This window comes from Natrinema sp. SYSU A 869 (genome assembly GCF_019879105.1).
GTDB lineage: Archaea > Halobacteriota > Halobacteria > Halobacteriales > Natrialbaceae > Natrinema.
In genome coordinates this window covers 811903-835557 of sequence record NZ_CP082247.1, presented here as the reverse complement: position 1 = coordinate 835557, position 23655 = coordinate 811903, and the positions used below count along the sequence as shown (strand labels likewise).

Genomic DNA, 23655 nt, shown 5'->3' with positions numbered 1-23655 from the left:
ACGGACGATCCCGGGTATCGATGATTGGCGCGTCCGCGCCGGTATTCTTTTAGGGTTTCCGAGAGGGGTGACAGACGGAAACGACGATGTCACGGAACCAGCCGGTAGACCTTCGAACCGAGTACGCCTCAAATCCGATCGGAATCGACGAGCCGACGCCCGACCTGCGCTGGCGGGTCGACGCCGACCGCCGCGGCGCGCGACAAACCGCGTTCAGAGTGCTCGTCGCATCGACGCCGGACCGGCTCTCGGCTGGCGAGGGGAACCTCTGGGACACCGGAAAGCGATCGTCGGACCGTCCGGCAGTGACGTACGACGGCGATCCCCTCGAGTCCGGAACTGCGTACTACTGGACAGTTCGAGTATGGGACGAGGCCGACGAACCGAGCGAGTGGAGCGAACCGGCCCGGTGGGAGATGGGACTCCTCGATCCTGATGACTGGGCGGCGTCCTGGATACGCCGTCCCGAAGACGGCACGTTCGAGCGCGACCAGTTCACCTATTTGCGCCGCGAACTCACTGTCGAAGGGGAGATCGATCGGGCACGAGCGTACGTCTCTGCCAGCCACCAGTACGAACTTTCGGTCAACGGCCGCACGGTCGATCGCGGCCAGTCGTTTTCCTATCCGGACTTCCAGTACTACGAGACGGTCGACCTCACCGACAACCTCGAGACGGGCGAGAACGCGATCGGCGCGCTGTGCAACTGGAACGGCGCCGGACAGGGACGACCCGCCGTCGAACCGGGGTTCATTTGCCGACTCGAGGTGACGTTCGCCGACGGTTCCGAGCGCACCGTCGTCACCGACGGATCGTGGCGCGTCCGCGAGGCCGAGTGGCGGGAGGACGCACCGCAGCGAAACGACGAGATCGCCGAGCCGGTCGAGATCATCGACGGTCGCCGGGTCCCGCTCGGCTGGGACGAACCAGGGTTCGATACGGGAGGATGGGAGCCCGCAGACGTCGTCGGCACCCATCCCACGGACCCGTGGAAGCGCCTCGTCGCACGGGAGTGCGAGGTCGTCCAGTCACCGGTCGAACCGGCCTCGATTGAGCGCCTCGACTCCGGCTCGTACGTCGTCGATTTCGGCCGCGTCTACGCCGGGCTTCCCGAAGTGCGCTTCGAGGACGGAACGGCCGGTCATCGAGTCGAACTCAGGGCGGGCTATCTGCTTGAGGACGACGGGACGGTTTCGGCCACCGAGGGTACCCAGTGGACCGACATGAGCTACGAGTACGTCCAGTCCGACGGCGAGGGACGGTTCCGGCCGTTCAACTACCTCGGCGTCCGGTACCTGCAGATCGACGACCCGGGCGAGCGACTCGAGCCCGAGCAGGTGCGACTGCTGGCGACGCGAAACGACGTCCCCGACGAGACGGCGGCGACGTTCGAGTCCGCGAATGAAACGGTCGACGCGGTCTTTGAACTCGCCCGCCATTCCGCGCTGTACGGCTGTCAGGAACGGTTTGTCGACACGCCCACTCGCGAGAAAGGGCAGTTCCTGCTGGACGGCTTTAATGTCTCTCAGACGACGACCCGGGCCTTCGCGGAACGGACGCTGAGCCGGACGGCGATCGAGGAGTTTGTCAGATCCCACTACCGGTATTGGACGGGTGAAGGGCGTCTGAACGCCGTCTACCCGAACGGAGACGGAAAACGCGATATCCCCGATTTCACCGCGTCGTTTCCCGAATGGGTCTGGCGATACTACCGCACGTCCAGCGATCGGCGAACGCTCGATCTCGCTTACCCGGTCGTCCAGGCGGTCGCGGCTTACGTTGAGCGCCACGTCGACGCCGATACCGGACTTGTCACGGCCCTCTCGGGCGGCGAGGGCGGCCCCTACGAGGAGGGGATCGTCGACTGGCCCCCCGAAATGCGCTACGGCTACGATCGGGACTGGCCCGCCAGAACGACGGTCAACGTTCTCTGTGCGAGCGCACTCGGGCGGGCGGCCGACATCGCGGCTGCACTCGACCGACCGGACCACGAGCGAGCGCACTATCGCGACAGCCAGCACGCGCTCGAGGCGGCGATCGACGAGCACCTCCGACAGGACGACCGCTACGTCGACGGTTGTGACGCGAGCGACGCGAGCGATTCCACCTCTCAGCACGCCAACGCCCTCCCGTTAGCGTTCGACCTCGTCCCCGACGCGCACGTCGACGCCGTCACCGAGTACGTGGCCGACTGTGGCATGGAGATGGGGCCGATGATGGTCCCGTGGCTGCTCGAGGCGCTCGAGACCGCGGACCGTCCCGACGCGATCGTCGAACTGGTGACGAACGCCGAGGACGACGGCTGGGCAAACATCCTCGAGCAAGGCGGCACGTTCACCTGGGAGACTTGGCACTGTCGCGACTCGTCTCTGCCGGACGACCACCGGCGCAATCGCAGCGAGTCCCACGCCATGGGCGCGACGGTGTTGGTGAGCATTCTTCGGACGCTTCTGGGCGTTCGCTCCGACGGCGTCGCGGGCGAGCACGTCGAAATCCGCCCGCCTGAAGCGGGACTCGAGTCCGCGTCAGGCCGGGTGCCGACTGAACGGGGCACCGTCGAAATCTCGTGGACGCGAGGCGGCGAACCTGCGGGGACTCGGGCGGACGGTGGCAGTGAGACATTCCGACTCGAGGCGACGATCCCGTGGAATACGTCAGCGACGGTCGCGCTCCCGACGGGCGATCGAGACGCCGTCGCGACTGTCAATGGCAACCCGGTCTGGGACGATGGGGACGGCGGGAACAGCGGGAAATCGGCGACGCTTCCAGACGGCGTCTCGGCCGTTCGGGACGGCGAACGACTCGCAATCGACGTTGAATCGGGGACCTACCGGTTCGCGCTCGAGTGACGCAGTGAACGCGCCACAGTAGACGGGACGGACCGGGCTCGAGACGACGGCGAACGGGCTCGATCGCAATCGCGGCCGCCATCGGTCGTCGTCGGTCGTCGTCAGTCGTCATCGGCCGTTATCAACCGTCAGTTCGGCGTCGGGATCGGTGTGTTATTGTCACTCGAGGATCGAACGTCTCGCGTGAAACAGTACACGATCACCCGTACACGAAGCGATGTCCCCCTCAGCGATGCCGTCGACGGGGCGCCGTGGGAGGAGGCAGCGGCAATTCACATCGACGAGTTCTCGTGGCACGAGAGCGGTCCGAAACCACTCACGACCGGCCGCGTTCTCTACGACGACGAGGCGATATACCTACAGTTCTTCGTCGAAGACGACGATATCACCGCGTCGGTGACGGAACTCAACGGTCCAACCTTCGAGGACAGTTCCGTCGAATTCTTCGCCGATCCGACTCCCGATGAGGATTCGCTGTACCTCAACTTCGAGCCGAACTGCTGTGGCCAGTTCAAACTGGCCTGGCAGGAGGCCGGCTGGCAGGAGCGAGGGATCGGTCGCGATCTCATTTCGCCCGACCTCGCCTCGCGGATTTCGATTCGGACCTCGGTTACCGGCTCGACGGCGGACGGCGACGCCGACGATGACGGTTGGTGGCTCGCCGCCGCGATCCCCTTCGACGTTCTCTCGACCCTGACCGGCCGTGAAATCGCGCCGACCGCGGGGACGGAGTGGCGGGGCAACTTCTACCGGAGCGGCGTCGCCTCTGACTCTCAGAAGGCGACCTGGAACCTCATCGAGAAACCCGAACCCGACTATCACTCGCCGACGTACTTCGGTCGGCTTCCGTTCGAGTGAGTCGCCACTGGACCGTCGGCATCGAGCCCATCGACCGTCGAAATCGAACCCGGTGACCTGGTTCCGGCTCCGTCGTTAGTCCTCGAGCAGTGGCTCGAGTTCGGCAGCGAGGTTCTCGCCCATCGTGATCATGGCGTCGTCACCGGGGTGGACTAAATCAGTGGTGAGTCCGCCGATGGTCGGCAGCAGGTCGGGCCCCTCGAGGAGTGAAACGTTCTCGTGAGGCGTCTCGGCGACGATCTCACGGAGTTCCTCGCGGAACCGCGCGCACAGCCTCTCGGGATCGGCGCTCTGGCAGACGTCCCGAGAGTTGCGGAAGATGGTGATGGCGACGACCGGTTTGTCGGGGTGGGCGCTCGCGACCCGGTCGATCATCCGTTCGGCGCGGTCGCGGAACTCCTCGGGGAGAAGGTACCGACCATGTTTATCGAAATCGAGAGCGTCGCGATATCCCAGTCGTCGCGCTCGGCGATGTGGTCGGCCATCGCGGCGTCGCAGTAGGCCGTGCCACAGGAACCGAGGTTGATCGGATCGGCACCGAGCCGACGGGCCGTCTGACTCACGTAGGTTAGATGCTCGCCCAGCGGTGCTTCGCCCTCGGTGATCGAAGTCCCGTAGGCGAGATAGCGCTGGTCGGGCAGTTCGTCCTCACGGGGCGGACGGACGTCGCCCTTGAGGCCGTGATAGACCATCGGTCCGCAGCGGTGTTCGCCCGGCAACTGGATCCGACAGACTCGCGGATCGAACGCGAGGTCTTCGCGGGCCGACGGCTCGAGGTCGGTCAGCTTCTCCGGGATCGAGACTTCGATCGTCGTCGGGTCGTCATCGATAACGATCTCGGTCGGGCCTTGGATCGGTCCCCAGAAGACCCGGACGGTTCCTTCTTCGGAACTCCCGCCGGGGACCGTCGAGAGCGTCACCGTCGTGGGACCGTCGGGGACGAACCGGAGTTCGACCCCCGCGGGGTGGCGCATCCGCGACTGCGCGCCGTCGTTGAGTTCGGTTCTGACCGCCTCGGGAACCCGTTGCAGTAACTTCCCATTTCGGCCCTCGATCGATCGCACATCGCCGACGTTGTGAAACTGGATGCCGTCGTGGTGCATAGCGGACACGTTATCCCGCTACCATATCAACTATGTGGTGGCTCGGGCTGCGGCCGCGGCCGCGCCTGAATCCGAATCTGGAACCAGTGCTCGCGATCGGAGTCCGGTCTCATTCTCGGATCAACTCGATCGTCCGTCACTGGTGATCCCCACCGTTGGGCCGTCCTAGCTGCAGTACGAGTTCCCGCTGACGTCCGTGCTGTCTGCGTATGTTTCGATCGCACCGCTGGCGTTGTCACAGAAGTGATTGTCGACGATCGCGTTGTCTCCCGTGTCGGGTCCGGTCTCGTAGACGCCGTATTCGGCGTTGCCCGTGATCTCGAGGTTTCGGACCGTGACGTTTGTCGTATACGGGTGGTCGTCGCTGTTCCGCGAGTCGATGCGGATACCGCTGCTACCAGTGTTCGTAACAGTCCCGCCGTCGATGAGTATATATCGGGAGTCTTGGATAAGGTTCCCGCCGTTGCCATCGAGGGACACGTTGTAGATCTCGATACCCTCACTCCCGGAGACGGTGAAGATCCCGCGACCGCAGTCAACGGCGTCAACCTGATTGACGGTGATATCCGGTCCGGCACCGTTCGCACACCGGAAGCCGGCATAGCCCCCGCCCTGGTCCGCCCGAGTGGCGTCGACGTGGTCGACCGTCGCGTGAGCCGTGTCGTTCAACAGCAGCCCGCAGCCACCCGTGTCGACGGTCTCGACGGTGCCGATGTCGACAGTGTCGACGCCGTAGGTCTCGACCGCGTGATGCTGGGATCCCTCGATGGAGGCGTAGTCGAGTGTGACGTTCTGGCTCCGGCCGCCGTCGCTGTCGTCGATCCGAATCCCGATCCCGACGTCCTCGGTGTCCCACAGCGACATACTGATGGTGCCCAACTGGACATCCGAACAGCTCTGGATCCAGATGCCGTAGCGGGGGTTCCCTTCGATATTGACGTTCTGGATCTCGATCGATTCGACACTCTGTGCGCGAAACGGCACGATCAAGTCGTCGCCGGTGTCCTCGACGGAGATCGTCCCGTTGTGATTGATGACGGTATAACTGGGTAAATCGACCGTCTTGAGGTCACCATCCCACGAGTGGGGTCCGACTGACCCGGAGTTTTTGATCAGGACCGTCTCCTTCCAGTCGCGACCGGCGGTGAGGCTATCGACGGCCGCCTGAATCGCATCGATGTGGTCCGGACCCTCGTATACCGTCCCGTCGTTTGCGGCGTACCAGGTACCGTCAGTCTGCCACACCTCTGCGTCGTGGCTGCTCGCCTGCACAGTACCGATCGCACCCGCTGCCAGCCCCGTGGCTGCGAGCGATAACGCGCGGCGACGGGTTACGCCCGGAGTCGCAGTACTCGATTCGACTCGCTCAGTCTCTTCTCTGTTACTATTTCTCGTGCTATTTAGTGGCATAGTTGCATCAATGTCTATCGGGAACACTATTATTAAATCTTATTTCTAGAATATAATTATTATATCTACAGTAAAAACCTGTGCCGAACGGATTCATGAATATAAAACCAACCCAAACGAGGACTCGTCTCCGTTCGATCAGTCGGGCGAGAACTATAGTAGCCACTGAACGTCACTGCACACCCGATCGCACGACGGTAGCGCGGTTCGGAGCGAGCTACGTGAGCGAGAACCGCGGACGATGCGATCAGCGTGTAAACCGTTCCAGTTGGTACTAAAAAGGTAGCTCGTCTTCTGCGACAAAATTCGGACCGAATATCGATCGACAGTCGGTTTTACCGCGTCACGAGTGGACGCCAACGCGTTCCGACAACACGGAGAACAGCTGATATGGTCTCCAGTGCTGTCCCTCAGCTGTTCCGTCGTTAATCCTCGAGGACGTCGGCGTCCTCGAGATCGTAGTTCCGTAAGTAGTCGCGCTCGAGGTCGACGAGTTCGGCAAACAGTTCGCGGGCCTCGTCGCGCTGGATGGTGACGAGCGGGTCGTTGAGAAACGCCTGGAACGCGAGATCGAGGTCGCCGGCGAAGCCGGCTTCGATGAGCGTTTCCTGATTGTTCACGGTCGTCATGACCATGGACCGAATCTCACGCGGGAGTTCGCCGGCGGTAATCGGTGCGACGCCGCTGCCGGTGATGACGGCGTTGGTCTCGACGACGGCACCGTCCGTCAGGTCGGGAGTCTGCCCCCGATTCGGGTAGTTGACGTGCGTCTTGATCGGGTCGAGCCCCCCGAGCGCACGCATAATATCGACGACCTCCTCGCCGGACTCGGTGAACTCGAACTCCTCGTCGCCGGACAGATATTGTTCCATCTTCGCTGGGCCCTCGCTGTCGCCAGTGCGGGCGGAACTGGGTGTCAGCCGAACGCCCCAGCGCTGAATCTCCGCTGGCTCGTCAATGTCGAGATACCAGGGGACGAACTCGGCGAGGTGTCGGTCGCCCGCCGCACCGAGCAGCCCAAACCGATCGTACAGATCGAAGGCGATCTGGTGGTGGTTCGTCCAGTAGGACTCGTCGTCCAGTTCACCGGGTTCGAACCCCGGGATCGGTTGTCGCTCCTCGAGTTCGCGATCGAGGTACTGGAAGACGTCGTGGCCGTGCCAGTACGCGTTATCGATCCACGTGAAGTGGTTGACCCCCTTTACGTTCATGTTGATCTCATTGGCCGTAACGTCCTCGGCCTCGTCGATGTGCGTCTCGGCGACGTCGGCCAGCAGCCGTTGGGTTCCGAACACCTCGTGGCAGAGTCCGATCGCGTTGATATCGGGATACTCCTCGTAGAGCGCCCGCGTACAGACCGTCATCGGGTTCGTGTAATTGATCACCCACGCGTCGGGACACTGTTCGCGGACCGTCGACGCGATCTCACGATACTGCGGGATCACTCGCATCGAGCGTAGGGTGCCGCCGGGGCCCACCGTATCCGCGACGGTCTGGTAAATCCCGTACTCCTGTGGGACATCAATGTCGTGGACGAACGTCTCTTCGACCGGATCCTGAATCGAACAGATGACGAAGTCGGCATCCGCGAGCGCGTCGTCAACGTTCCGACGCGCCTCAAATGTCCACGCTCCGTTGGCGTCCGGCCGGTCCGCGAGACCGTTCGCTAGCCTCGCGTTCTGTTCGGCCGCTTCGTAGTCGATATCGTAGAGTGATACCGTCCCTGCGAGATCATCACACTGGAGCAGATCGTTGATGAGCGTGTGTGCCCATCCGTGACTGCCGCCACCAATATAGCCGATCTTTACCGAGGAACGCGACTGCGACGAAGATCTCTCTTCGAGCTGATGCATACGAACTGTACGTAGACGGGGGTACAAAGGCATTGCCGTTGTGTCATCTGCTATCCAGGGCGTCGTAACCGCGTCACTCGTTGTCCGTAAGTCGGCTGCATCGAACCCGGACACACCGAGACCCGCCATCACACTACACCGTCCTACCGACAGTGAGGTGTTAGTCTCTGCTCGAGACGACTGGTCCGTCGTCCGCTAATCACGCTCGTCGGAGGTACCTATAGAACCAGAGAAGCGATGTTCGGTGTGAGTGGGGATATCCGACACTGTCCGTTCGACAACTATGTTGTCTACGGCTGGGAGTACCGGGACGGCTATGAGCGGGTAATGCGCTCGAAGAGCATGTCCGACTGCTGGGAGTGTCGTCCGTCTCTATCTGCTTCTCTGCCCCGTGATAGCGCTACCCACTCTGTGTCCGCTATTACCGGACGGCCCGAGAACGCCACTTCTCGGTCTTGAGTCCATGGAATTCGGTCGCTTAGACGTGTTTCCATCGGAATGCCGGCCGATATTTACATGTGTATGATCGTAATCTCACGGGCGGACAAACCACCGGTGGCACACACAGTTCCGGTGCTCCCGGACGACATTTCGCGGTTACCCATCAAACTGTGCCGGAGACAGCGTCCGAGTACCGGTTATCATCCGGCTGCGTCCGCTGGGACCGTTCTTCCGACGATGACGGATATCACGAAAACTGACCGTGGCGAACCGTACCCAGCGTGATCACGGGACCCGACCGGCTCTGCAACGCTGCTCTCGAAAACGGACTCGACTCGTGACCCGGTGTTCAGAGCAGTCGGTCGAGATTGGGTTGGCGCTGTTCCGTCCGCTTTGGCCTGTCGTTTGCTATTCGTTGAGAGGCTGGCAACCAGTTCGCACGGCACCACGTTGTCGCTCGCGAGCGTTTGTCATCCTCGAGGAATCCCTGTTCGTGAATGCACGTGTGGTCCGGAAGCATGATCATTATCGCGTCGAGCCGATCCCATCGTACGCAGTGATGAGTTCCCGTGAGGTCTTCGTGCTCCCAGACACCAGCGAGGACGCACGTGTCGTCTGGCAGTGCCGAACCGTTCGTCTCGGTAACGTCGATACGCTCTGTTTGAACAGCGAGTAATCTGGTTTCGAACCCCGTTCGCCATCCGAATCATATAGCAATATACGATATATAGAACAGCTGTGACCGTCCTACTGACTGATGTATGGACGGTGTGGTACTGCCAGTATCGATCACCGTCACGACGATCCTGGCTTCGGCATTGTAGCGGGGTTAGAGATACCGATCGCCGCTAGTCCAGTCTCGAACACGCTCGCGAGACGGTCGGCGACGAACTCCGGGACAACGGCAAGACGTAGGACACCCTATCAGCATAATAGGAGACAGTTCATGAACCCTGGCGGTCCGAGTCGGTGTTAGTGTCAGATCTCGTCGATTCTCTGGCTGCTCGAGGAATACTGTATATCTCTTCGTGAGTATCGTACCGGCCGATGAGACGACTGACAACGGAATCGATAGCTTCGCCGATGTGAGTCCCGTTTCGGAGGACCCAGCAATACACGTATGGATCCAAAATGGCTTGTCACTGGATCGAGCACCGGTTACTGAAATGCAGACACAACATTCGGTTTCGCTAAACGAATCGAAAGAGATACTGGACGCTGCCGAAGCGAAGGCAACTGAACTCGGCGTTCCGATGAACCTCGCAGTAACAAACGACGAAGGGAACCTCCTCGCGTTTCGCCGAATGGACGGTGCGAAGCTCGTTGCAGCGAGTATCGCACGTGACAAGGCCTACACTGCAGCGGCCGTGAAGAAGCCGACGGCAGCCCTGAAGGAGGGATCCGAACCAGGCGGTGACGTGTACGGTCTCCAGTCGACGGACGATACTCGCGTTGTCACGTTCGGTGGCGGTATCCCGATCGAGCACGATGGCGAGGTAGTTGGCGCGGTCGGTGCCAGCGGCGGTGACGTTTCGGAAGACGTTGCGGTCGCCGGCGTAGGGGTCGACGCGTTCAGCCCGGCTGAGTGATGGGACGGAGCAACACTCCCGGTGGTCGTACTCGGTGACGCTGTGTTGCACAACGCCGACGAAGTGCGTTGTTTGAACGCGTTTGCCATCGCGTTGTCAGTCGAACCCGTCCGTTCCGGCAAGTACGTGTTCCTCAACGACTTCGTCGTCTAGCTCGATGCCGAGTCCCGGCTCGGTCGGCACGTCGATGAACCCGTCTTCGATCAACGGCTCGTCGCGCTCGAGCAGGTCATCCCACCAGTCGACCTCGAGCGCGTGGTATTCCAGTACGTCGGCGTTGGGGACGGCCGCACAGAGGTGAACACAGGCCATCGTCCCACGGGGCTACAGACATTGTGCGGTGAGACGGGAATGTATCGCTCCTCGGCGCGTTCGGCAATGCGTTTCGACTCCGCGAGACCGCCACACGTCGTCGGATCAGGCGTGATCACGTCGACAGCATACTCATCGAGTAGTTCGCTCAGTTCGTGGATACGAAACCGATTTTCGCCGGTGGCGAGTGGCGTCTCGGTCCGCCGGGCGACTTCGCGTTGCGCGTCCGTCTCCTCCGGTGGAACGACGTCCTCGAGCCACATGAGGTCGTACGGCTCGAGCTTGCTCGCGAGACGGGTCGCGCTCTCGACAGTGTAGTCCCAGTGGCAGTCGAAGGCGAGGTCGATTTCGTTACTGACCGCCTCGCGGACGGCGTCGACGACCTCGACCTTGCGATTCAGCGCGGCGTTCGTGAGCCGACCGTTGTACGGATCCGGCTCGTTGTCCTGCTCCATATCGAGGTCGAACTTGATTGCGTCGATGTGGTCGGACTGAGCGATCATTCGCGTCTTCCTCTCAGAAGCTGTGCTTCGAATAGTTGTCCCGGACCCAAACGGACGGTACTGCGCATCGACATGGTCACCTCTACCGACGCCGTGAGTAAAATGGTACCGTTTATCATGGTCGGTAGAAAGATAGTGAACAGATAATCGGTAGCAGCGACCAGTCGCGCTTCAGTGAACTGGACGTGACGTCGATGATGACTGTGGTCCAAACTCAATTACGCTATTAGGCTTATTGGTTAGTCTATTTAGTTAGCCCCACCTGTCATCCTATACAGTCCGGGTAGCTTATCAGTCGACAGTAGTACGATCGTCATGTCCAAACCGCATCTTTCATCGAAGAGTCCATAGATGCCCCTAATTAGGCTGAATGGATATGCTGATCGACCAGTCTATCTAGTTAGGTTGCATAGCTTGCCCGAATCGAATCCATTTCTGGATAGAGGGACTGACCTGCTGTGTTCGGCCGGTCATTTCGGCCTCTCAATTAGGCTAACCGAATAGATTTCCCAAGTTAGCTAGCCAATTAGGGTAGTCCGTTGGGGCAGCTTGCTGGGGAGGTCTGTTGGTATGGTCAATTCCTGGGCGATCGTTCGGCTAATTCTACTGGCCAATATAGTCGGTTAGGCTAATTAGTTAGATGAGTCGAAAATCTATATTGAGCGATCTAGCAGCGGCTGATCCTCTGTTGCCATATTGGTTAGGGCAGCTGATTAGGTCAATCGATTAGGCGATCTAGAAACCTCTACTGACGGCTGCAGCGGAGGGGAGCTGTATCTACCCAGTAGTTGGCCTATCCAATTAGGCTAACTGGGTGGGCATACCGGTGGGCTTTTTCGATAATTGTCGCCGCCGGTAGTACCGTGTTGGCATATTGGTTGGGATAGCTGATTAGACCAATCGGTTAGGTGATCTAGAAACCTATACTGACGGCTAACGCGGTGGGTAGCACTGTGCGTACATAGTAGTTAGCCTATTCGATTGGGCTAACTGATTAGATGTGTCGATAGCCTTTCCCGAGAACTGTCGTCGCCGGTAGTACCATGTTGGGATACTGGTTAGGATAACTGGTTGGGGTAATCGGTTATACGATCCAGAAATCTATACTGGGGGCTGCAGCGGAGTAGTGCTGTGTCTACATCAGCCGTTGGTCTATTCGGTTAGGCTAACTGATCGGGTATTCCAACGCCCTTTCTCGAGAACCGTCGTCGCCAGTGGTGTCGTGTTGGGATTATAGTTAGGCTATCTAATTAGGCTAACCAGTTGCCTTCTCGAGTGCGTATGGTGAAGTATTATATTCGAGAAGACTAACTAACTCGTATGCTCACATATACGACCTACTCGGAGGCCGGCGGCGTCGGGAAATCGACGATCGGAGCGGCACTGATCGAGTCTCATGCCAACCACGGACTCGATGTCCTCGCAATCGATATGGACCAGCAGAACGGATCACTCACCTACCTCCTTGATGTTGATGCACCTCGAGACGACAGTCAGGCGGATAATATCGTTCGCCACCTGATCGATCGACCGAAAGGGTCCTTCGAGGATCTCATCTGCGAAACGGAGTACGGCTTCGATCTCATTCCGAGTCACAACATGCTCGAGAACCTCGAGGATCTCCTGAACAGAGCACAGCAGATGGCCGACGATCTCGGTGAGGGTGACGACTTCGATCCGTATGACCGGCTCCGACAGGTGCTCTTGGCGTCCAGTGTCCCACAGGAATACGACGTGATCGTTATCGATCCGCCGGCGACTGCGGGCCCGCACCTCTATAACGCCGTTTCGGCCACGCGAAGCTTGGTGATTCCCGTCGAGCCGACCGGCAAAGGAATGCAAAGTGTCCTCGGCTTAGAGGAACTCGTCGATGGCCTCGAGGATCGGCTCGAAGCCGAAATCGGCGTCCTCTCGGCCGTCCCGAACGGCGTCGGTCGAACGTCCGATCAGGAGCGATACCTCATGGAGATTCGCGATCGGGGCTATCCCGCACCGGTCGCGATTCGCGACCGATCGTCGCTCTTCGAGGGCTGCTGGGACCAGCAGTGTACACCGCGACGCTATGTCGAGGACTATCGCGATCGCCAGCGCGATCACGAGATGGAAACCCTCGAGAAGATCGATCAGTTAACGACGGAGATCGAAGAGGTGAGCGAACGATGAAGAAGGGATCCGGTAGTGATCCGTTCGCGGACGTGCAAGACGAGGACGCAGAAGCAGAGACGACCGTCGATGACGAATCCGATCCCGAACCGGATCACTCAGCTACCGGGGAGGAGACACCTCGAGCAGAGACCACTGAAGACGACGATCAGGATGAAGTCAGTGAATCCAATTCGAGCGAAGTGATCCGGGACCCCCCGCAAGCCGGCACTGATGACGGCGGTGTCCCTTGGGTCTACGTACGGGATAACGTCAAACAGGACCGGGAGATGGTCCAGTTTTACCTCCGAGATTACGTGGTCGACGCGGAGGACGAGTTTGTCGATGCAGTCAGCGACGAACTCGGAACTGATGTCTCAAAGACTGACGTCCGGGAAGCGGCCTACGAGGCTGCGATGCACAACGTCGACGAGGTCGTCGAACGACTTCGTGCATGGGGCTTCGAATCAACCAAATAATTCACTTGACCACCGGTCAGTGTAGTACGTCCTACCAACGCTCGTACCTCGGTTGATCATCACCGTTCTCGGTTCTCGTTCCCCAAACGAGTGACCGTTCCTTCGCTACACTCGCGGAGGACATTCCGACGAAAATAATCTCTCTGATGATTGTACTTATGGTTCTCTCGTCCGTCATGCCGATATGGACGTCACTCGTGACGCGATTCTCGATTGTCTTGGGACGGTCCCTGACCGTCCCGGCCCGGCCGTTGAGACCGTTTCGGTCACGGCCGCCGACGGATTCGAGCGTCGTCTCCTCGAGTACAATGTCGAATCGGATGAACGAATCCGAGCCTATCTGCTCGTCCCTGATGATATCGACGGTGAACGGCCTAGCATCCTCGCCGTTCATCCTCACGCGGGCGAGTTTGCCGTCGGCAAGTCTGACCCTGCTGGACTGAGCGACACGGAGCCGTACCACTATGGCGTCGAACTCTGCCAGCGCGGTCACGTCGTCTGCTGTCCGGATCTGCTTTGCTTCGAGGATCGACGACCGCCCGAGCACGAGCGCACGGCCGGAACGGCTCCCGACGGTGCCGATTACGAGAAATTCGTCGCGATGGACCGACTGCTGCGTGGCTCCACTCTCCAGGCGAAGTACCTTTCGGACCTCGTCGTCGCACTCGATGTCCTCGAGAGCTATGACCTGGTCGACGCCGGTGCTATGGGCGTACTCGGACATTCCCTAGGCGGTCAGGAGGCCGCCTGGCTGTCGTGGTTCGACGATCGAGTCGCTGCCGCCGTCGTTTCCAGCGGCGCGGCCCGACTTGCCGCCGTTCAACGCGAGCAGATCACCCACAACTTCGCACTGTACGTCCCCGATCTGCTAACGGTCGGCGACATGGAGGCCGTACTGGCGGACGTCGCGCCGACGCCGCTGCTGCTAACTCACGGGACGGCGGATCGTATTTTCCCTCCTGATTCCGTCCGCACGCTCTCTGGTACCCTTTCCGAGGCCTACGCCGACGCTGGCGTTTCGGACCGGTTCGAAACGCTGTTCTTCGAGGGCGGCCACGAGTTCCCCGCCGATGTCCGGTCGCGCGCCTATGACTGGTTGGCTCGCTGGCTCGACCGATAATATCGTACTACCTCACTTCATACTGTGGGCCGAGAGGATGTCCAATTTGGGGGTTGATGGCTGTGACGTTACTCAAGCGAGACAAGAGCCGGCGGCCGACGGGTGGTGTATGCGTGTTGTAGCGAATCGACGGCGGTCTGGTGTCTACTCGCCCGGGTTTCGTCGCTTGACCATCCCGGTAACGGTATAGGAGAGAACGACCTCATCGTTCTGATTCAGAACCTCGATGTAATTATCCACGTATCCTCGATGCGGGTCGCTCTCGGAGCGGTGCTTGTCAACCACCTCGGTGCGAAGCGAGAGCGTATCGCCCGGCTTGACCGGCCGCTCCCAGCGCAGTTCGTCCGCGCTGCGCCCGCCCATGCCTGCCTGTTCCCCTAAGTAGTTCTCGACGAGCATTCGCATGGACATCGCGGCGGTATGCCATCCCGACGCGACGAGCTCGCCGAACGCCGATTCTTCGGCCGCCTCCTCGTCAGTGTGGAACGGCTGCGGATCGTACTGCTCGGCAAACTCGGTGATCTCCGCTTTGGTGACGTGATATTCGCCGAATTCCTCGGTCGTGCCGACCTCGATGTCCTCGAAGTAGCGCTGGGTAGTGAGGACGGAGGTGAGAGAAAAAAGAATAGCGGATCGGGTCTGGACGGTCGAGGTCGCGCACACGTTGTGCCCGTACCCGGTAAGTCACTCTCGTCGCAGGGTGAGACGCAGAGGTAGTATACTTCCGATAGACGCCCGTCTGTGCCCTGACCTGCCCAATCTCTATGGTCACATACGTCTCATAGACGAGATAGATGCTTCTATGCGACTCGTTCGGATACTTTGGCCGATTTTCGGCGCGGTCATCCTCTTTGTCGCCCTGCTCGGGCTCATGTGCTGGACGGGGCCGCGGCCGTCGAGCCGCTGAAGAGTGGGTACCCGGCCGAAGACGACGTGACAACGGACCGCGAGGCCTACGTCGGCGACCGCGTCGTTCTCAGCGGCACGGTCGTCGAAACCGACCCCGTCGTGATCGCGACGCGAACCGGCGGCAACGGGTGATTCACCGCGGCGAACACGGCCGACAGCCTCCCTCGAGACTGATGCCCGCGTGACCGCCTTCGGCACCCTCGAGAACGAGTCTACTCTCGACGCGGATCGGACCGTCACCGACGAGCTGTGGGGCTCCCTATATATGGGCGTCGTCTCGGTCATTGGTGGCTGCTGGGTTCTCGCGCGTCTCGTTCGCGGCTGGCGTGTCGATCACGACCGGCTCGCGCTCGTTCCCCGAACCGAGGCGCTGACCAGTGACGGCCACCGCGGGACAGCTCGGAGTGCGTCACTAGGGGACGAATCGGTCCGCGGCTCAAGCGAGGTGCAAGGGGAGCGACCGGACACCGGTCACCACCGCGATGACGGTGATCGGTGATGTCCGACCTCCTCACGCACGTGCTGGTCGGCTACAGCATCGGGACGCTCCTCTCGTTCAGAGACGAGCGGATACGGCCGGCGCAGGTCACGCTCGTCATGGCCGGTGCACTCTCGCCGGACCTCAGAAAGATCGGACTGCTGATTCCGGACGACCTCGTCGAGGGACTGATCGGTGTTCCATTCTCGTGGGCACCATTACACACTCTCGGCGGGACCCTGCTCGTCGTCCTCCTCGCTCTCGGTCGCTCCCGACTACCGACGGCAGGCGACCGCACTCCTCGCTCTCGGCGCAGTGTCCCATTATGCCCTCGACGTCGCGTTGCTCTCGGCCACCGGGAGGGTGTATGCCGTCTTGTTCCCGTTCAGCACGTATCGGCCACCTTCCCTGGACCTCTATCTCAGCACGGATCGCTGGCCTGCGGCCGTCGCGGGCACCCTCGTTGTCGGTCTCTGGATCGCGCGTCGGTACGGGGCCCCTAACCGACCGGAAACCTCGACGTAACGGTCCGAACTGTGGCGTCGCGTGTCGCTATCGAACGAGACGTGAGCTATGGTAGCCACTGAACGTCAATGCACACCTAATCGCGTATCGACGTTGCAATTAGTGTGTAATCCGTTTCAGCGGCTACTATACCGGGGATCGCTACCAGGACGTAATCGCGACTTCGCGCAGCGGCTCCGCGAGCGGAACGTCGATGGACCCGTCGGTGTAGTGCGACAGGTAGAACGCGACGATAATTTCGAGCGACCGCACAGCCTCGACACCGGGCGAGACGTTCTTCGCGTCGCCGTTCAGCACGTCTTCGACGTGGCGCGCAGCGTTCGCGAAGGAGCGCTCGTAGTCGTCGTCCCAGGTCCAAGTACCGTCGATTCCCGGGAGTTCGGTCTCGACGTGATCGCCGTCCTCGAGCGTCCAGTACCGCCATTCGCCGTCGTCGTTGTTCATGTACAACTTCCCCTCCGTTCCGATGAACTGGAGCGTCATCGACGAAATCTCGCGGGGAATCGTACAGTCGACGGTGACGAACGTTCCGTCGTCCATGACGATGTGTCCGCCGCCACCGGCGTCGTCGACCGCCCGTGGCACGTCGAGCGACTCGACCGCCTCGTTCTCACCGGTGACGTGGCCGCTGATCTGATCTGCACGCGCGTCGAGCAGATAGACCAGCGTGTCGAGTACGTGCGTCGAGTTACGCATGAGTTCCATGCGGTACTGCGTGCTGACCGAAACGACGTCACCGAGAATATTCTCATCTCGGATGTGATCACGAAGCCGCTGGAGTTTGGTCGTAAACCGGAACGAGTGATTGACGATCAGCTCGATGTCGCTCTCCTCGCAGGCGCTGATCATCTCTTCGGCGGCGCTGACATGCGAAGCGATGGGCTTCTCACACCAGATGACGTCGGGGTCGGCGGCCGACCGAGCAGCGTCGATCGTGTGTTCGTGATGGAGATACGAGGGGTACAGATCGAGACGACATCGAGATCCTCCGCGTCGAGCATCGCCTCGTGGCCGACGTACCGTCGCTCGGACGGGATCTCCCAGGCCTCGCCGAACCGCTCGAGCGTCTCTTCGTCGACGTCCGCGACGGCGACGAGTTCGATCTCGTCCGTCGCGTCGTACCCGCCGGCGTGACTGGCCTCGATTTTCTCCGTCCCGATAACTTCCTCGTCGTGCAGTCCAAGGATTCCCATCCCTGCGATGCCGCCAGTGCCGATAATACCTGTCCTGTATGTCATCTGAACCACGCTCGGTAGCGAGAACCCGGGATCGGGAGGCAATCCGTGAGCACCGGATTCGTACTCGTCTAATTATCATCTCGACTAATATATCTTTCACACAGTAATTGGACCCGTCGTCTCGCTCGCGATCAAATTCCCAGCCGCCAGAGAAGACAGTGAGAGAACATATACTCACCGTCACATTTACCTTCGCTCTCGTGGCGTGGTCCAGCATGGCACGGCCCATGCCTCGCGTCGGATTCGGGACCTACTCGGACTCCGACCGCCACCGGTGGGAGGAGCGCGTTCGTCAGGCCCTCGAGATCGGCTATCGACACGTCGATACCGCTCAGGTGTACGGAAACGAAGAATACGTCGGCGCGGGAATCGACAGTGCGGACGTCGACCGCGATGATATCTTCCTCGCGACGAAGGTCGTTCACGTCGACGAGCCCGTCCCGGAACGAGACGATATCATCACCGCAGTGGACTCGTGTCTCGACCGCCTCCGGACGGAGTACGTCGACCTGTTGTACGTCCACTGGCCGGCGGGATCGTACGATCCACGGACGACGCTCGAGGCGTTTCAAGAGCTCTACGAGCGGGGGAAGACGAAGCATATCGGTGTCTCGAACTTCGAACCCGAGACGTTGGACGTCGCCCGCGACGTCCTCGACGCGCCGATTTTCGCCAATCAAGTGGAGTGTCATCCGCTTCTCCAGCAGGAGGAACTCCGCGAGTACGCCGTCAACGACGATCATTGGCTGATCGCACACTGTCCGCTCGCGCGGGGAGACGTGGTCGACGTTCCCGAACTCCAGACCGTCGCGGAGAAACACGACGTCTCACCGGCCCAAGTATCGCTTGCGTGGTTGCTCTCGAAACGGAACGTCGCCGTCATTCCGAAGGCGTCGAGCGAACGTCACATGCGTGAGAACTGGCATGCCCGCGACCTCGAACTTGAGCAGGCGGACATCGACCGGATCGACGCTATCGAGCGGAAACACCGCCATATCGATCGCGAATACGCGCCGTGGAACGATCGATAGCGAGAGCGCTATCGACGCACTCGTAACCCGTGGGGACGGGATCCGCTCAGTGTCGTCCTCTGACGTATCGCGGAGGCGTCTCCCACAGTGACTGGCGCTGTGTCTCCGCGTGATCGGGAGAGACTTGAGACGGAAGTCAGAGCGAGACGGCTGAAGACGGGCACGTCAAGAATAATCGATTGGATTGCCCAGTATGCTTGCGTGTGTGCTATTATTCTCAGAAAACATATACGCATCAAACTAGTGAATCCGAGTATATGATTTCCCGACGACCGTTCCTCGGTGCTATTGGGGCTGGCATCCCGTTCGCCCTTGCTGGATGTCTGAACTCCGTTGAGCGCGTCGAAGCGTACATACAGTTCAAAATAATCGACGGCATCATCGAGGAGTCCAACCGGACTGTCCCGGTGTCCATCCTCAACGTCGATGCCAGCTACGAGCCGAATAATACTCCGCCGGACCTCGTTCACCTCAACGAGGAGTGGGCGGACCGATTTCCGACGCCCCGAACGCCGGTCGTCTCCGATTCACTTCACGACGAACTGACCGAGCAGTTCGATTCCGTCCGCTACGTGGTCGGAACGACCAGTCCGCAGTGGGCCGAGGACGGCGAGTCGGTCGGAAGTTTCAACGTCTCGACGACCCGGGAGAACTTTAACCGGGTACAGGTCCATACTAAGGTTACCGCTTCGTCGGATGGCACGTCTCTCACTATCCACTCGGTCGACGGACTCTGGGATTTTGACTAGAATGATAAACTACACAATCAATAAGTGTCTATATAATTTGACCGTCTGCCTGCCTTCTAATACGGTGTCGAAATATCGAAATACGGTTTACGCTCTTGCCTTCTTCCGATGGTCAGCGGTCGGTATCGGAATCAGTGGTTGGAATCGCTACTACCGGTCGGTCCGCGTCCAGTAATATGGCCTGTGCCGTACTTCCGAACAGCGCTTTGCCGATCGGTGACCGCTTTCGTCCGCCGATGACGATGTAGTCGGCATCGTGTTCGGTCGCGTAGCGTAATATCTCCTGTTCCGGATACCCAACGAGACCGACCGGTGTGAACGAGTCGGTGACCGAACGAGCGACGCTCCGAACGTGAGTCCGTGCACGTTCGTCGTCGTCCAGATCGACGGGATCGCGGGATCCCTCCGCCGCGTCCATCCGGACGCGGTTGGTCGTTTCGTACTGGCCGGCGACGTGGACGACGTGCAGTTCCGTGTCGAACGTCTCACTGAGCGTGGCGGCTTCGGCGACGACTCGGTCTGTAGTCGGAGACCGATCGATGGCTGCGACGACTGGCATACACTGTCATTTCCCTCGGTGACTATAAGTAATCGGCACGGACTCGGTCCGTTTCCCACTGTCGCCCTGCGAGTAGTCCGACCCGGTCGGAGCCGCTGTCTTCGGAAACCAGCTGTCTGATCGGATTGAATACATGATTCAAACTATATTCAACCGAAATTGTATTATTCCTGCAGCAGTACTGATGTGCAGTTGATTTTACCTATAGAACATGAATACTGATAGGAAAACTTAAATGATATAATGGCATACCCAAACGGTGTATGGTAAAAGATACCACGCTTCAGCGGCGACAGTTCGTCAAAGCCGCGGGCGCCGGATCCGTTCTCGGGACCGTGGGGATCGCTGGGTGTACGGACGACATCTCCGGTGGGAGCGGTGGTGGCGAGTTCCCCAGTCAAGATATCGAGATGATCTGCCCGTGGGCCGAAGGTGGTGGGACCGACCAGACCGCACGGCAGTTGGCCAGCGGTGTCGAAAACCACCTTGATACGTCGGCATACGTCAGTAACCAGACCGGTGGGACCGGTAGCGTCGGGTTCGGTGCGATCGCAAACGCCGCCCCTGACGGTCACACCGTCGGCGTTCTCACCGTCGAAATCACAACGATCGAACATCTGGGCGTGGCACAGGTCAGTCACGAAGACGTCGAACCGATACTGCAGTACAACTTCGACCCTGCAGCGCTCACCGTTCCTGAAGACGCGCCCTACGGGACTCTCAGTGAGTTCATCGATTACGCTGAGGACAACCCAGGCGAGATCAGCGTCTCGAACTCCGGGCCGGGCGGAATCTGGCATCTGTCCGCGGCCGGCTTCGCACAGGAGGCCGGGATCGAACTGGATCACGTCGGGTACAACGGCGCTGCGCCCGCAACGGAAGCCGTCGTCAACGGAGAAGTCCAAGCGACCACCTCGAGCGCTCCGGAGGTCGCCGGGCAGGTGGAAGACGGGCCGCTCACGACGCTCGCCGTCTTCGGGGAGGAACGAGTCGATCTGATGCCTGACACCCCGACGCTGATGGAAGAAGGGGTCGACTTTTCGATGGGCGCCTGGAGAGGACTTGGCGTTCCGAACGACACGCCCGACGACGTCATTTCGACGCTTTACGACGCCTATAATTCGGTGTACGAATCCGACGAGTTCCAGGAGTTCATGGATACGAGCGGCTTCGGCCTCCGGAAACGGGACACCGAGGAGTTCGGCCAGTTCATGCAGCAGTCCTACGAGGACTTCGGAGAACTCGTCGAGAATCTCGAGCTGGGTGAGTAGCATAGCCGATCGAACCACACGGATTTCACCACTCCAAAAACGAAATAAAATGTCTATTAGAATCAGTCATACCGACAAGATCGCGAGCGGATTACTGCTCCTCCTAGTCGGTGCTATATTTTCTACACGGCGGATTTCCCGAGCGGGTTCGGCGAGACGTCGCCTGCGTTCTTTCCGCGAGTGATCGCTGGCTTGATCGCCCTGTTCGCGGTCGCTCAGTTAATAAACGCGATTCGGTCCGATGAGGAACGGTCGTATGAAATCTCCGCATCGGTGGCCGTGACGGTCGGCATCGCCGCCGTCCTCGTCGTGGGATACGTCGTTCTCATGCCGTTTCTCGGCTTCCTCCTCGCCACGGTCGTCTTTCTCGTGGTCAGTATGCACTTCTCGGGCGTCGACCGAGTCTGGAAGTCAGTCCCGGTCGCGCTCGGTGTCAGTCTCGCATTGCACTACATCTTCATTCAATTCCTTCGCATACCGCTCCCCGAAAACCCGTTCGTTCCGATCGGACGACTGTTGCCATCACTGTGGTACGGAGGCGTTGGATTAGTGTGAGACTACTCCCCACTATCTCCACCGAGAGAGTGATCCGATGAATATTGTTGCAGGAGTACTCGAGGGAATGGCGCTCGTTTTCCAGCCGCTACCGCTGATATTGATTGTTCTCGGCGTTATCATCGGTATTGCGATGGGCGCGATCCCCGGCATGACTGCGACGATGACTGTCGCCGTCCTGGTTTCGTTCACGTTCGGCATGGAACCGACGACGGGAATGATGCTCCTGCTCGGTATTTACGGCGGCGCCCTCTTCGCGGGGTCGATTCCCGCGATCCTCATCCGCACACCGGGAACGCCGAGCGCTGCGGCGACGATCTTCGACGGATTCCCGCTTTCACAGCAGGGAAAGGGCGGGAACGCGATCGGCATCGCCACCATCGCGTCGTTCGTCGGGGGAGCGATCAGCGTCGTACTCATCACGTTCATCTCCCCGCAGATCGCGCAGTTCGCGCTGAACTTCCGTTCGCCGGAGTACTTCGCGCTCGCGTTCTTCGGGCTGACAATCATCGCAAGCGTCAGCGGCGATTCGATCATGAAGGGGATGATCACCGGGCTCCTGGGTATGCTCATCGCGACGATCGGGCTCGATCCGACGACCGGATATCCGCGATTCTCCTTCGGGATTACGGCGCTGACCGCCGGCGTTCAGTTCATCGCCGTGATGATCGGTCTCTTCGGGCTCGCGGAAGCGTTCAACCGCTATCGCGAAGGGATCGATGGCATCGACGTCGAGCAGGACGTGACGGATATCATGCCGACTCGGGCCGATCTGAGCGACATTCGAAACGTCACGTTCACCTCGAGCATCATCGGAACCTTCATCGGTGCGCTGCCGGGTGCCGGCGGAGACATCGCCTCGTTCGTTACGTACAACGAGGCGAAGCGGTGGGCGAGTAACGCGACGCCCCCGTTCGGGAAGGGGAATATCCGCGGCGTCGCCGCCGCGGAAGCCGGTAATAACGCGAGCACCGGCGGTGCCCTCGTTCCGACGCTCACGCTCGGCATTCCCGGCGATTCGGTTACCGCGATACTGATCGGCGCACTGCTGGTCCACGGGATCCGTCCCGGGCCCGGTCTGTTCGAGCAAGAGACCGGTCTCGTGTTCTCGATCTTCATCGGCTTCTTCCTCGTCTACGTGGTTATCCTCGTCCTCGGACTCCTCGGGGCGCACTTCTGGGTACGGATCATCAACTTTCCGCCGCAGTACCTGTGGCCGATAATTATCGTTCTCTGCGTCGTCGGTTCGTTCGCACTCCGCGGCGGGATCTTCGACGTCTGGGCGATGGTCCTCGCGGGCTTGCTCGGGTTCGTGATGCGGATGGACGATTACCCCCTTGCACCGATGGTGCTCGGGTTAATTCTCGGCCCGATCGCTGAGGAGAACCTCCGCCGCTCGCTCCAACTCTCGGAGGGGTCGCTCGACATCTTCTATACGAGTCCGATCGCGATGGTGATCCTGCTGTTATCCGTCGTGTCGCTGCTCTCGCCGTTTCTCGCAAAACGGTTCACTGCGAATTGATTCTGCGCCCGTCTGCTCTTCGGACCGCTTTCGACGCCGTCCGCTGATCCCTGCCCTGATCGGTGAACTGTTTGAATATGAGCCCCGAACGCTTGATTACGTGCCAATTGAGTCAGTGATGTCTGGCGATTATCCGCCTTACTCGGCGGTGGTATCTCA

At 60.2% G+C, this 23655-nt stretch carries 17 protein-coding genes and 5 pseudogenes; 14 read left to right on the top strand and 8 right to left on the bottom strand.

The window, feature by feature from the left end; all coding sequences use genetic code 11:
- Positions 1 to 86 precede the first annotated feature (86 nt).
- Together K6I40_RS03740 and K6I40_RS03735 are read left to right on the top strand one after the other, a co-directional pair.
- Positions 87 to 2849 carry a family 78 glycoside hydrolase catalytic domain gene (locus tag K6I40_RS03740; protein WP_222912906.1) on the top strand — a complete coding sequence of 921 codons (2763 nt, stop codon included), beginning with the start codon at positions 87 to 89 and terminating at the stop codon, positions 2847 to 2849.
- Positions 2850 to 3032: 183 nt separating this feature from the next.
- Complete coding sequence (locus K6I40_RS03735; RefSeq protein ID WP_222912905.1) at positions 3033 to 3707, top strand: carbohydrate-binding family 9-like protein; 675 nt, start codon at positions 3033 to 3035, stop codon at positions 3705 to 3707.
- A gap of 75 nt (positions 3708 to 3782) precedes the next feature.
- Here K6I40_RS03735 and K6I40_RS03730 read toward each other — a convergent pair.
- From K6I40_RS03730 to K6I40_RS27820, 4 genes and pseudogenes are all read right to left on the bottom strand, one after another.
- Positions 3783 to 4810 (bottom strand): annotated as a pseudogene (locus K6I40_RS03730) (GDSL-type esterase/lipase family protein).
- A 165-nt stretch (positions 4811 to 4975) separates the two neighbouring features.
- Positions 4976 to 6220, bottom strand: a complete 1245-nt coding sequence (locus K6I40_RS03725; RefSeq protein WP_222912904.1) for a right-handed parallel beta-helix repeat-containing protein — start codon at positions 6218 to 6220, stop codon at positions 4976 to 4978.
- Between the two features lie 425 nt (positions 6221 to 6645).
- Positions 6646 to 8073 (bottom strand): glycoside hydrolase family 4, encoded by a 1428-nt coding sequence (locus K6I40_RS03720; protein WP_222912903.1) that lies wholly within the window; start codon positions 8071 to 8073, stop codon positions 6646 to 6648.
- Positions 8074 to 8992: 919 nt separating this feature from the next.
- A pseudogene (locus K6I40_RS27820) lies at positions 8993 to 9187 on the bottom strand (dihydrodipicolinate synthase family protein); the annotation flags it as partial.
- A gap of 493 nt (positions 9188 to 9680) precedes the next feature.
- Between K6I40_RS27820 and K6I40_RS03715 the strand changes: the two are divergent.
- A complete protein-coding gene (locus K6I40_RS03715; RefSeq protein WP_222912902.1) occupies positions 9681 to 10103 on the top strand; it encodes a heme-binding protein in 423 nt (140 codons plus the stop codon).
- Positions 10104 to 10199: 96 nt separating this feature from the next.
- On the opposite strand, the pseudogene K6I40_RS03710 reads toward K6I40_RS03715, so the two are convergent.
- Positions 10200 to 10891, bottom strand: a pseudogene (locus K6I40_RS03710) (mandelate racemase/muconate lactonizing enzyme family protein); the annotation flags it as partial.
- 1347 nt (positions 10892 to 12238) lie between these two features.
- On the opposite strand from K6I40_RS03710, the gene K6I40_RS03705 reads away from it, so the two are divergent.
- The 3 genes from K6I40_RS03705 (at position 12239) to K6I40_RS03695 (ending at position 14659) form a co-directional block, all read left to right on the top strand.
- Positions 12239 to 13081: a ParA family protein gene (locus K6I40_RS03705; RefSeq protein WP_222912901.1), complete on the top strand. Its 843-nt coding sequence runs from the start codon at positions 12239 to 12241 to the stop codon at positions 13079 to 13081.
- The gene (locus K6I40_RS03700; protein ID WP_222912900.1) at positions 13078 to 13539 is read left to right on the top strand and encodes a hypothetical protein; all 462 of its coding nucleotides are present in this window, start codon (positions 13078 to 13080) and stop codon (positions 13537 to 13539) included. The genes K6I40_RS03705 and K6I40_RS03700 overlap by 4 nt, the downstream gene beginning before the upstream one ends.
- A 184-nt stretch (positions 13540 to 13723) precedes the next feature.
- Complete coding sequence (locus K6I40_RS03695; protein WP_222912899.1) at positions 13724 to 14659, top strand: prolyl oligopeptidase family serine peptidase; 936 nt, start codon at positions 13724 to 13726, stop codon at positions 14657 to 14659.
- Between the two features lie 144 nt (positions 14660 to 14803).
- Here the strand turns inward: K6I40_RS03695 and K6I40_RS03690 are convergent, their stop codons facing one another.
- Positions 14804 to 15286 (bottom strand): MaoC family dehydratase, encoded by a 483-nt coding sequence (locus K6I40_RS03690; protein ID WP_222913648.1) that lies wholly within the window; start codon positions 15284 to 15286, stop codon positions 14804 to 14806.
- A gap of 246 nt (positions 15287 to 15532) precedes the next feature.
- On the opposite strand from K6I40_RS03690, the gene K6I40_RS03685 reads away from it, so the two are divergent.
- From K6I40_RS03685 to K6I40_RS03675, 3 genes and pseudogenes are all read left to right on the top strand, one after another.
- Entirely contained in the window at positions 15533 to 15700 is a 168-nt protein-coding gene (locus K6I40_RS03685) for a hypothetical protein (protein WP_222912898.1), read from the top strand.
- 49 nt (positions 15701 to 15749) lie between these two features.
- Entirely contained in the window at positions 15750 to 16067 is a 318-nt protein-coding gene (locus tag K6I40_RS03680) for a hypothetical protein (RefSeq protein ID WP_222912897.1), read from the top strand.
- Positions 16067 to 16571, top strand: a pseudogene (locus tag K6I40_RS03675) (metal-dependent hydrolase). The gene K6I40_RS03680 and the pseudogene K6I40_RS03675 overlap by 1 nt, the downstream one beginning before the upstream one ends.
- A 141-nt stretch (positions 16572 to 16712) precedes the next feature.
- On the opposite strand, the pseudogene K6I40_RS03670 reads toward K6I40_RS03675, so the two are convergent.
- Positions 16713 to 17809, bottom strand: a pseudogene (locus K6I40_RS03670) (Gfo/Idh/MocA family oxidoreductase).
- Between the two features lie 215 nt (positions 17810 to 18024).
- Between K6I40_RS03670 and K6I40_RS03665 the strand changes: the two are divergent.
- Together K6I40_RS03665 and K6I40_RS03660 are read left to right on the top strand one after the other, a co-directional pair.
- Positions 18025 to 18840: an aldo/keto reductase gene (locus K6I40_RS03665; RefSeq protein WP_222912896.1), complete on the top strand. Its 816-nt coding sequence runs from the start codon at positions 18025 to 18027 to the stop codon at positions 18838 to 18840.
- 257 nt (positions 18841 to 19097) lie between these two features.
- Entirely contained in the window at positions 19098 to 19589 is a 492-nt protein-coding gene (locus K6I40_RS03660) for a hypothetical protein (protein ID WP_222912895.1), read from the top strand.
- Positions 19590 to 19701: 112 nt separating this feature from the next.
- On the opposite strand, the gene K6I40_RS03655 is transcribed toward K6I40_RS03660, so the two are convergent.
- Positions 19702 to 20148 carry a universal stress protein gene (locus K6I40_RS03655; protein WP_222912894.1) on the bottom strand — a complete coding sequence of 149 codons (447 nt, stop codon included), beginning with the start codon at positions 20146 to 20148 and terminating at the stop codon, positions 19702 to 19704.
- Positions 20149 to 20411: 263 nt separating this feature from the next.
- On the opposite strand from K6I40_RS03655, the gene K6I40_RS03650 reads away from it, so the two are divergent.
- The 3 genes from K6I40_RS03650 to K6I40_RS03640 all read left to right on the top strand — a co-directional run bounded on the left by K6I40_RS03650 (position 20412) and on the right by K6I40_RS03640 (position 23496).
- Positions 20412 to 21419: a tripartite tricarboxylate transporter substrate binding protein gene (locus K6I40_RS03650; protein ID WP_222912893.1), complete on the top strand. Its 1008-nt coding sequence runs from the start codon at positions 20412 to 20414 to the stop codon at positions 21417 to 21419.
- A gap of 192 nt (positions 21420 to 21611) precedes the next feature.
- A complete protein-coding gene (locus K6I40_RS03645) occupies positions 21612 to 21974 on the top strand; it encodes a tripartite tricarboxylate transporter TctB family protein (protein WP_255681370.1) in 363 nt (120 codons plus the stop codon).
- Positions 21975 to 22011: 37 nt separating this feature from the next.
- A complete protein-coding gene (locus K6I40_RS03640) occupies positions 22012 to 23496 on the top strand; it encodes a tripartite tricarboxylate transporter permease (RefSeq protein ID WP_222912891.1) in 1485 nt (494 codons plus the stop codon).
- The last annotated feature ends 159 nt before the right edge of the window (positions 23497 to 23655 follow it).